This window comes from Atopobium sp. oral taxon 416 (assembly GCF_018128285.1).
Lineage (GTDB): Bacteria > Actinomycetota > Coriobacteriia > Coriobacteriales > Atopobiaceae > Olsenella_L.
In genome coordinates this window covers 2,997,895-3,004,013 of the sequence record NZ_CP072380.1, presented here as the reverse complement: position 1 = coordinate 3,004,013, position 6,119 = coordinate 2,997,895, and the positions used below count along the sequence as shown (strand labels likewise).

7 protein-coding genes are annotated in these 6,119 nt (G+C 51.5%); 5 read left to right on the top strand and 2 right to left on the bottom strand.

From position 1 onward, the window contains the following. Nucleotides 1-636 precede the first annotated feature (636 nt). Entirely contained in the window at nt 637-1,128 is a 492-nt protein-coding gene (locus J4859_RS15855; protein ID WP_212331493.1) for a hypothetical protein, read from the bottom strand. A gap of 525 nt (nt 1,129-1,653) precedes the next feature. Between J4859_RS15855 and J4859_RS15850 the strand changes: the two genes are divergently transcribed. Continuing rightward, nucleotides 1,654-2,151: a transposase gene (locus J4859_RS15850; protein ID WP_212331490.1), complete on the top strand. Its 498-nt coding sequence runs from the start codon at nt 1,654-1,656 to the stop codon at nt 2,149-2,151. A gap of 237 nt (nt 2,152-2,388) precedes the next feature. Here the strand turns inward: J4859_RS15850 and J4859_RS15845 are convergent, their stop codons facing one another. Continuing rightward, nucleotides 2,389-2,595, bottom strand: coding sequence for a hypothetical protein (locus J4859_RS15845; RefSeq protein ID WP_212331487.1), 207 nt, complete (start codon nt 2,593-2,595; stop codon nt 2,389-2,391). Nucleotides 2,596-2,995: 400 nt separating this feature from the next. Here J4859_RS15845 and J4859_RS15840 point away from each other — a divergent pair, with 400 nt between their 5' ends. The 4 genes from J4859_RS15840 (at nt 2,996) to J4859_RS15825 (ending at nt 6,087) form a co-directional block, all read left to right on the top strand. Continuing rightward, on the top strand, nt 2,996-3,469 hold the full coding sequence (locus tag J4859_RS15840; protein WP_212331485.1) for a PTS sugar transporter subunit IIA: 474 nt from the start codon (nt 2,996-2,998) through the stop codon (nt 3,467-3,469). A 63-nt stretch (nt 3,470-3,532) separates the two neighbouring features. Continuing rightward, nucleotides 3,533-3,823, top strand: a complete 291-nt coding sequence (locus tag J4859_RS15835) for a PTS sugar transporter subunit IIB (RefSeq protein WP_212331483.1) — start codon at nt 3,533-3,535, stop codon at nt 3,821-3,823. Nucleotides 3,824-3,904: 81 nt separating this feature from the next. Continuing rightward, complete coding sequence (locus tag J4859_RS15830; protein WP_212331481.1) at nt 3,905-5,314, top strand: PTS galactitol transporter subunit IIC; 1,410 nt, start codon at nt 3,905-3,907, stop codon at nt 5,312-5,314. Nucleotides 5,315-5,415: 101 nt separating this feature from the next. Next, nucleotides 5,416-6,087, top strand: coding sequence for a class II aldolase/adducin family protein (locus J4859_RS15825; protein ID WP_212331479.1), 672 nt, complete (start codon nt 5,416-5,418; stop codon nt 6,085-6,087). The last annotated feature ends 32 nt before the right edge of the window (nt 6,088-6,119 follow it).

Below are 6,119 nucleotides of genomic sequence, written 5' to 3'. Positions count from 1 at the left end.
CACGGCGCGGGGTGGCTCCATTGTGGACGTGACTTTCACCTAAGTCTTAAGCTCCACGAAGAACAAGGACCACGCACTCGACCCTTAAGGCGCACTAGTCCAAGGAAGACCTGCTATTTAAAGTCAAGGGGTAAACCCAAGATTTTCGATAGGAACCTTGAGAAGTGAATATGGGATAAAGAGTAGACATGCTGACGCGCGCCCCGCTGGGAGTGCAAGTGCGATTCAGATGTAGAAAAGGCTACCTTGCCGCCCTCCTGAAGATGTTCGGGTTGATGGTGCCTAGAAGGCGTGGGCTCCCAGGGGCGTTGCTCCTTCATGAGGGTTAGACACACGCCCATGAGCTTGCGAGCAACACCCGAGAGGGCTACGCAGTGGTGCTTTTTGTCTTCGCCTTCCCTGTTGGCGTAGTAGTCGCCGAAGTTATGGGTCGTATCTGCGCACACAGTCTGTAGCCTGCATGAGGGCCCACCTGAGATCTGCCGCAGCGCGCTTGGACATGGCTTTTACCCGATGCCACACTCTTACCGGACTTACTTTTGGTAGGGTCCATACCGGCATAGGCCATGAGCCGGTAGGCACCATCGAAGCGCTCAGCGCGCCGATCTCGCCTGCGATAATCAAGGCCAGCGCGATTCAGATGCCAGGGACGCTGAGCAGCCACCTACCGCTTGCCTTGTCGAGCAAGCAGGTAAGTTCAAATTCCACCTCGTCGATCTGGCTGCAGACGAGCTTAAGCTCCTCATGGAAGAGTCTGAGCTCGAAGGTGAGCGTCTTTGAACCGAAGCTGACTGCAACCGATGCTTTCGTGGCGGCCTTCAGCTCCTCGGCCTTCTTTTGGCCGCAGTTGGAGCAGAAAGCTTCCTTCAGTGTGCACTCGAGCGTGCACCTGTCGCTTAAGTGTGTCTGCTGCGGCGTGGCACAATGTTCGAGCAGCGAGCCGCTAGGTGGGCCTAAACGAGCCGCTGAACAGGCCATCGAGGATGGCTGTGGCGCGGTTTTTGAGCATGGTCGAGCTCTTCGGCAAGCGACATGTAGTAGCGCGCCAAGCGCGAGCAGCTCCCCGCTCGCCTCGTCGCTCAGTGCGCAGGGCTCATAGCGATTGTAGCGCATAAGGTCTGCGATCATGGGCTGCACCGATCGCATCGGTCTTGAGCGTGCGCAGCGTCATAGCCATAAGCGGCCATGAAGTTAAACAGGGCAACCCAGTAGTGCCCCGTGGCCTCAATACTAGCCAGGCTGCCCTCTGGACCGATACCGGCCTTCTTCAGCCGATCGAGCAGCTTTTTGAAGCCTGCCGGCGGTGTTGGCAAATCTGAGTGACTCGATGAGGGTCCCTCCATCCTCACCCACGGCTGACAGCACATAGAAGCGCTTAGCGATGTCTATGCCGATGTATACCATGCAGCTACCTCCTACCTCTTACTTGACTGAGGGGCTAAGGTTTTCCTCTGGTCTTTGCAGGCGCAACCTCATGGGGACATCCATCGCCTAACGACATCTTGCCTAATTCGCGTCCAGCTGCGGGCCAAAGGCGCCAGCCGTCTGCAAGAGCCAAACTCCAGCAGAACATGCCAAGTGCCCTGCGTCCCATGCACACCCTTTATCCCATATCCGCGTCTACAGGAAAAGAGCGCGGCCACTGCGCGAGAAGTGGCAGAAAGAATATATGAGGCAGCACTTGTAGGCCACTGTGTCGAGCGTGTCGAGAAGGACTATGGCGAAGAGAAGCACACACCCAAAGATGTCATCCGGCAGACCCGGATGGGATATTTCTCGTTCTGCAGCAACCTTGATCTTCCAGCGAAGGAGATCTATCTCGACTACAAGAAGCGATGGGACATCGAGCAGTGCTTCGACTATCTCAAGAACAGCACTATTTTAAGTGCTTCCCATGCACACACGGATGATTACTTTCGTGGCTGGGCATTCCTGAACCACATCAGCCTGCTGTACTACTATGGTCTGCTGAACGCTCTCAGAAACGCAGGGCTTACGGATAAGTTTTCTGCGGAAGATGTCCTGAAACTCACAAAGAACATTTACCGTGTGGATAACGGAAACAAGCAGGGGTTCAAGGTATCCGCAATCCAGAAGAAGACCGGGAGCGTGCTGGATAAGCTCGGCGTCGACTTATTACGTAAAATTTGAGGTTACAGTGTTTCTATAGCAGTGACGTGTACACATCGGAAGCTGTAGCTCTCTCCGTCCGGCATTTTTGTGGCGCCGGCACGAGAACCCTAAGCATCACGAAGACGGCAGTATCTATTCCTTGACGAACGTTTCTGTATAGGCAATGCCTTCGCCGATACATCGGAGAGCTGTCATAGGGGTGTTCCGATAGTTTTGTCAACTGATTTTTCTAGCTAGACACAACAATCCGGATTGCTAGGTATGCTGCTCGGGCCTGGGGACGACCTCCAGGCCCGTCTTCATCTTCGAGAAGAGCTTGAGCCGCTTCTTCTTGCAGTTGACCGCCTCCCACTGCCCGAAGCGCCTGCATGCCTTGACCATCCTGGCATCGAGCAGGGTGTTGTTAAAGTCAACCCCAGACTTACCGATTGAGGGTGGTAACGGTTTTCCGCACCATTTCACCTACAAACCTAAGCTCCCAGCGCAAGGCCGAGGCTCTGCCTGAACTCCATCGGGCTCATCCCTCCTCTCGCCACTGCTAGCATCAATGCCTTGTGCTTGGCCATAGGACATTAGCCCCTTCCGCTGTCGTGGCATCTCCCATTGGATGCCTTGCAGCGGATGCTACATTTCGGTAAACGGTAAGTGGACCTATATTGTCTACATAAATACCTTTAACTGCGCAAACACTTTAGACTAATCCATTTTACGGTCAATGAAGTATCGTTTACCGACTACTCCGCTGCAATTTATTGTGAAGCACTTTTCACTAGTGTGTGTGATTTGTGCCACATAGAATCTTTACTGACAGGAAAGAGCTGGATGCAAAGGCACCTGCGTTTCTCATGTGAGGGGAGGTTAGATGTTAGGTAAAGAAATCATCATGCGAGAGCTTGCCGAAATCGACCTCGATGTTGACAACTACGAGCAGGTCTTCGACATCATGGGAGCAAGGTTCCTCGAGAGGGGCTATGTGAATGAAAAATACCTTCCCACAATTAAGGAACGCGAGGCGGAGTATCCGACCGCGCTTCCAGTTGACCCGTATCCAATTGCCATTCCGCATACCATGGCCAAGGCAATTATTAAGCCGTTTATTGCTCCCGTTCGTCTTTTGCACACCGTTCCCTGGGGAGATATGTCCGATCCTGAGAACAGGTTTGATGTGAAGCTTGTTGTCATGTTGGGCTTTAAAGATCCTGGTGAGCATATAGAGCTGCTCCAGATTCTTATGCACAATTTCCAGAAGCCAGAGTGGGTGAATCCTCTCTTCGAGGCCAAGACTGTCGACGAGTTCTATAACGCATTCATAAAGATGGAGTGGACGCACGACTGAGTTGTGCATGCGAGAGCCGGAGAGGTCAGCCAAGAGTTGACTGCATAGGACAAGGGGGAAGTCATGTCAGTAAAAGTTATCGTTGCGTGTGGTAGTGGTGTTGCTACGTCGCAGACTGTGGCATCCAAGGTCAATCGTATGCTCGATAAGGACAAGATTGATGCCCATGTTGAGGCCGTCGACCTGAAGAGCGTCGGCCGCTATCTCAAGGATGCAGCTGCGTATATCACAATCGTTCGTGATGAGAAGAAGTACGACCTTCCTATTATCGACGGAATTGCATTTCTGACTGGTGTTGGACAGAAGCAACAATATGAGAAGCTTCTGAAGGCGATCAAAGAATACAAGGGCTAGTTAGCACGTGAGATTTCTTACATCTAGGGATGAAGAGATCTGATAGGGAATGGGCTAATAACACTAGAGAGGTGAGAAAGTATGGACCTTGCAGCCGCAAGCTCGTGGATTAACGGCTTCCTCAGCTCAGTTGGAGCTGCTGTTTTTGTTCCATTAATCATGATCATTATGGGCCTTATCGTTAGGATGAAACCCAAGGATGCCATCTCTGCTGGTATTCTCCTCGGTGTGGCATTTACCGGAATGTCTATGCTTATTAGCTACATGAGCAGTATCATCCAACCCGTGGGCGAGGCAATGCTTAAGCATTTAGGAATTAATCTTCCCATCCTTGACGGAGGCTGGACGACCATGGCTGCCATTGCTTGGTCATGGCCTTACGCCATCCTTATGTTCCCTCTGATGATTCTTATTAACATCGTTATGCTTATCGCTAATAAGACGGATACTTTCAACGCCGATCTCTGGAACGTGTGGGGCAAGATCTTCACTGCGGTTGGCGTGGTCGGTCTTACCGGAAACGTGCTCCTTGCCTTCGTTATTGCGGCGATTCAGATTGTGTTTGAGCTTAAGACTGCAGACCTCTTCAAGGACGAGATTAATGAGCTCACTGACATTCCTGGTGTTACCTGCACTCATAAGATGGTTTTCCTTGCTGCAATCTTCTATCCGATTGACAAGGTTCTGCGTAAAATTCCTATCCTTAATCGCAAGGCTGATGCCGAGGCACTGCATGACAAGATTGGCATCTTCGCAGAGAATCACGTACTTGGATTCATCCTTGGCTGCCTCTTTGGTTTTCTTGGCAGGTATGATGTCGGCAAGTTGCTCACGCTTGGAGTCCAGTGTGCGATGTGCCTGACTCTTTTCCCGGTGATTTCCAAGTACTTCATGGGAGCCCTATCGCCCATCTCTGAGGCAGTCTCTGACTATATGCATGGCAAGTTCGAGGGACGTACTCTTGTTGTTGGCCTTGACTGGCCGTTCCTCGGTGGTTCCAACGAAATTTGGATTACGATCATCATCAGCATCCCTCTTACGGTCCTCTTCGCGTTCATCTTTCCTGATAACAAGATTCTGCCTTTCGCAGGTATCGTCAACATTGCACTTGTTGTTCCTGCTTATCTTGTTACTAAGGGGAACCTGCCTCGTATGATTATTCTGAGCGCTATCGGTATTCCTATCTTCCTGCTTGTCGGTACTGCATTCGCCCCGTTCGTTTCCAAGCTTGCTCTCACAACTGGCGCCGTGGCAAAGAGTGCGCTGGGTGCCTCTGGCCTTATCTCCAACTCCAGTATTGATGGTCCTTGGTTCACTTACGCATCCTCTCAGTTCCTTGACTTCAAGAATGGTAACTACCTCCCGCTTGGAATGCTGATTGTCTGGCTGGCTGGTTACTTCTTCATGTATCACGATATCAAAAAAGCTGCAATGGGGGTAAAGGAGCAGGATACCGAGACAGCTGAGTCAACTGAGGTCTCGGCAGAGTAGTAAGAGAATTGCATCAGACCGGCACTTTCAAGCAGGTTTGTGAAGCAGCCGGTGGGCATAAATGAAGTTCACCGGCTGCAATCGTAGAAAAGGAGAGCATTATGCTCGAAGAACTCAAGTTTAAAGTCATGAACGTTGCAAAGCAGGCTCAGCGCGAAGGAATGTGTAAGCATAAGTCTGGTAACTTTTCCGCTCGTGATGAGGAGACTGGCCTTGTAGTTATTACTCCCACGAGTGTGGACCGCGAGGACTTGGTTGTGCCCGATATGATCGTCATGGATCTCGACGCAAATGTGGTTGAAAATCAGACTGGCCTTCGCCCGACTTCTGAGTCTCTGATGCATCTTAAGATTTATCAGACGCGCCCTGACGTGAAGGCAATTGCGCACACTCATTCCCAATATGCAACTACGTTTGCCATCCTCAAGAAGTCCATTCCTGCTGTCGTCTACGAGCTCGTGAATCTCAATTGCTCTAAGGCACGCATTCCTGTCGCTCCATATGGTCGCCCTGGCACTCCCGCACTTGCAAACTCTGTAGTTGAGCCTGTGAGGGAAGCGGATGTCTTCCTGCTTCAGGGGCATGGGTCGGTTGCCGTTGACGAGGACAATATCGACGAGGCATACCTCAAGGTATGTTATATCGAGGAGCTTGCCGAGCTTTACTACCATGCTCTGATGGTCAATGGTGGCAAGGAGCCTAAGTCGTTCCCGCCTGAGGAGCTCCAGAGCTGGGAGTATCCAAAGGAGATTAAGTTCCCCAACCGTAAGTAAAGTCCCTACCCTTCATGAGCCGTCCGTCTACG

Excerpts from the sequence above, each read along its gene's own strand:
- J4859_RS15855 (WP_212331493.1), bottom strand. The coding sequence starts at position 1,128 with ATGATCGCAGACCTTATGCGCTACAATCGCTATGAGCCCTGCGCACTG.
- J4859_RS15840 (WP_212331485.1), top strand. The coding sequence starts at position 2,996 with ATGTTAGGTAAAGAAATCATCATGCGAGAGCTTGCCGAAATCGACCTC.
- J4859_RS15835 (WP_212331483.1), top strand. The coding sequence starts at position 3,533 with ATGTCAGTAAAAGTTATCGTTGCGTGTGGTAGTGGTGTTGCTACGTCG.
- J4859_RS15830 (WP_212331481.1), top strand. The coding sequence starts at position 3,905 with ATGGACCTTGCAGCCGCAAGCTCGTGGATTAACGGCTTCCTCAGCTCA.
- J4859_RS15825 (WP_212331479.1), top strand. The coding sequence starts at position 5,416 with ATGCTCGAAGAACTCAAGTTTAAAGTCATGAACGTTGCAAAGCAGGCT.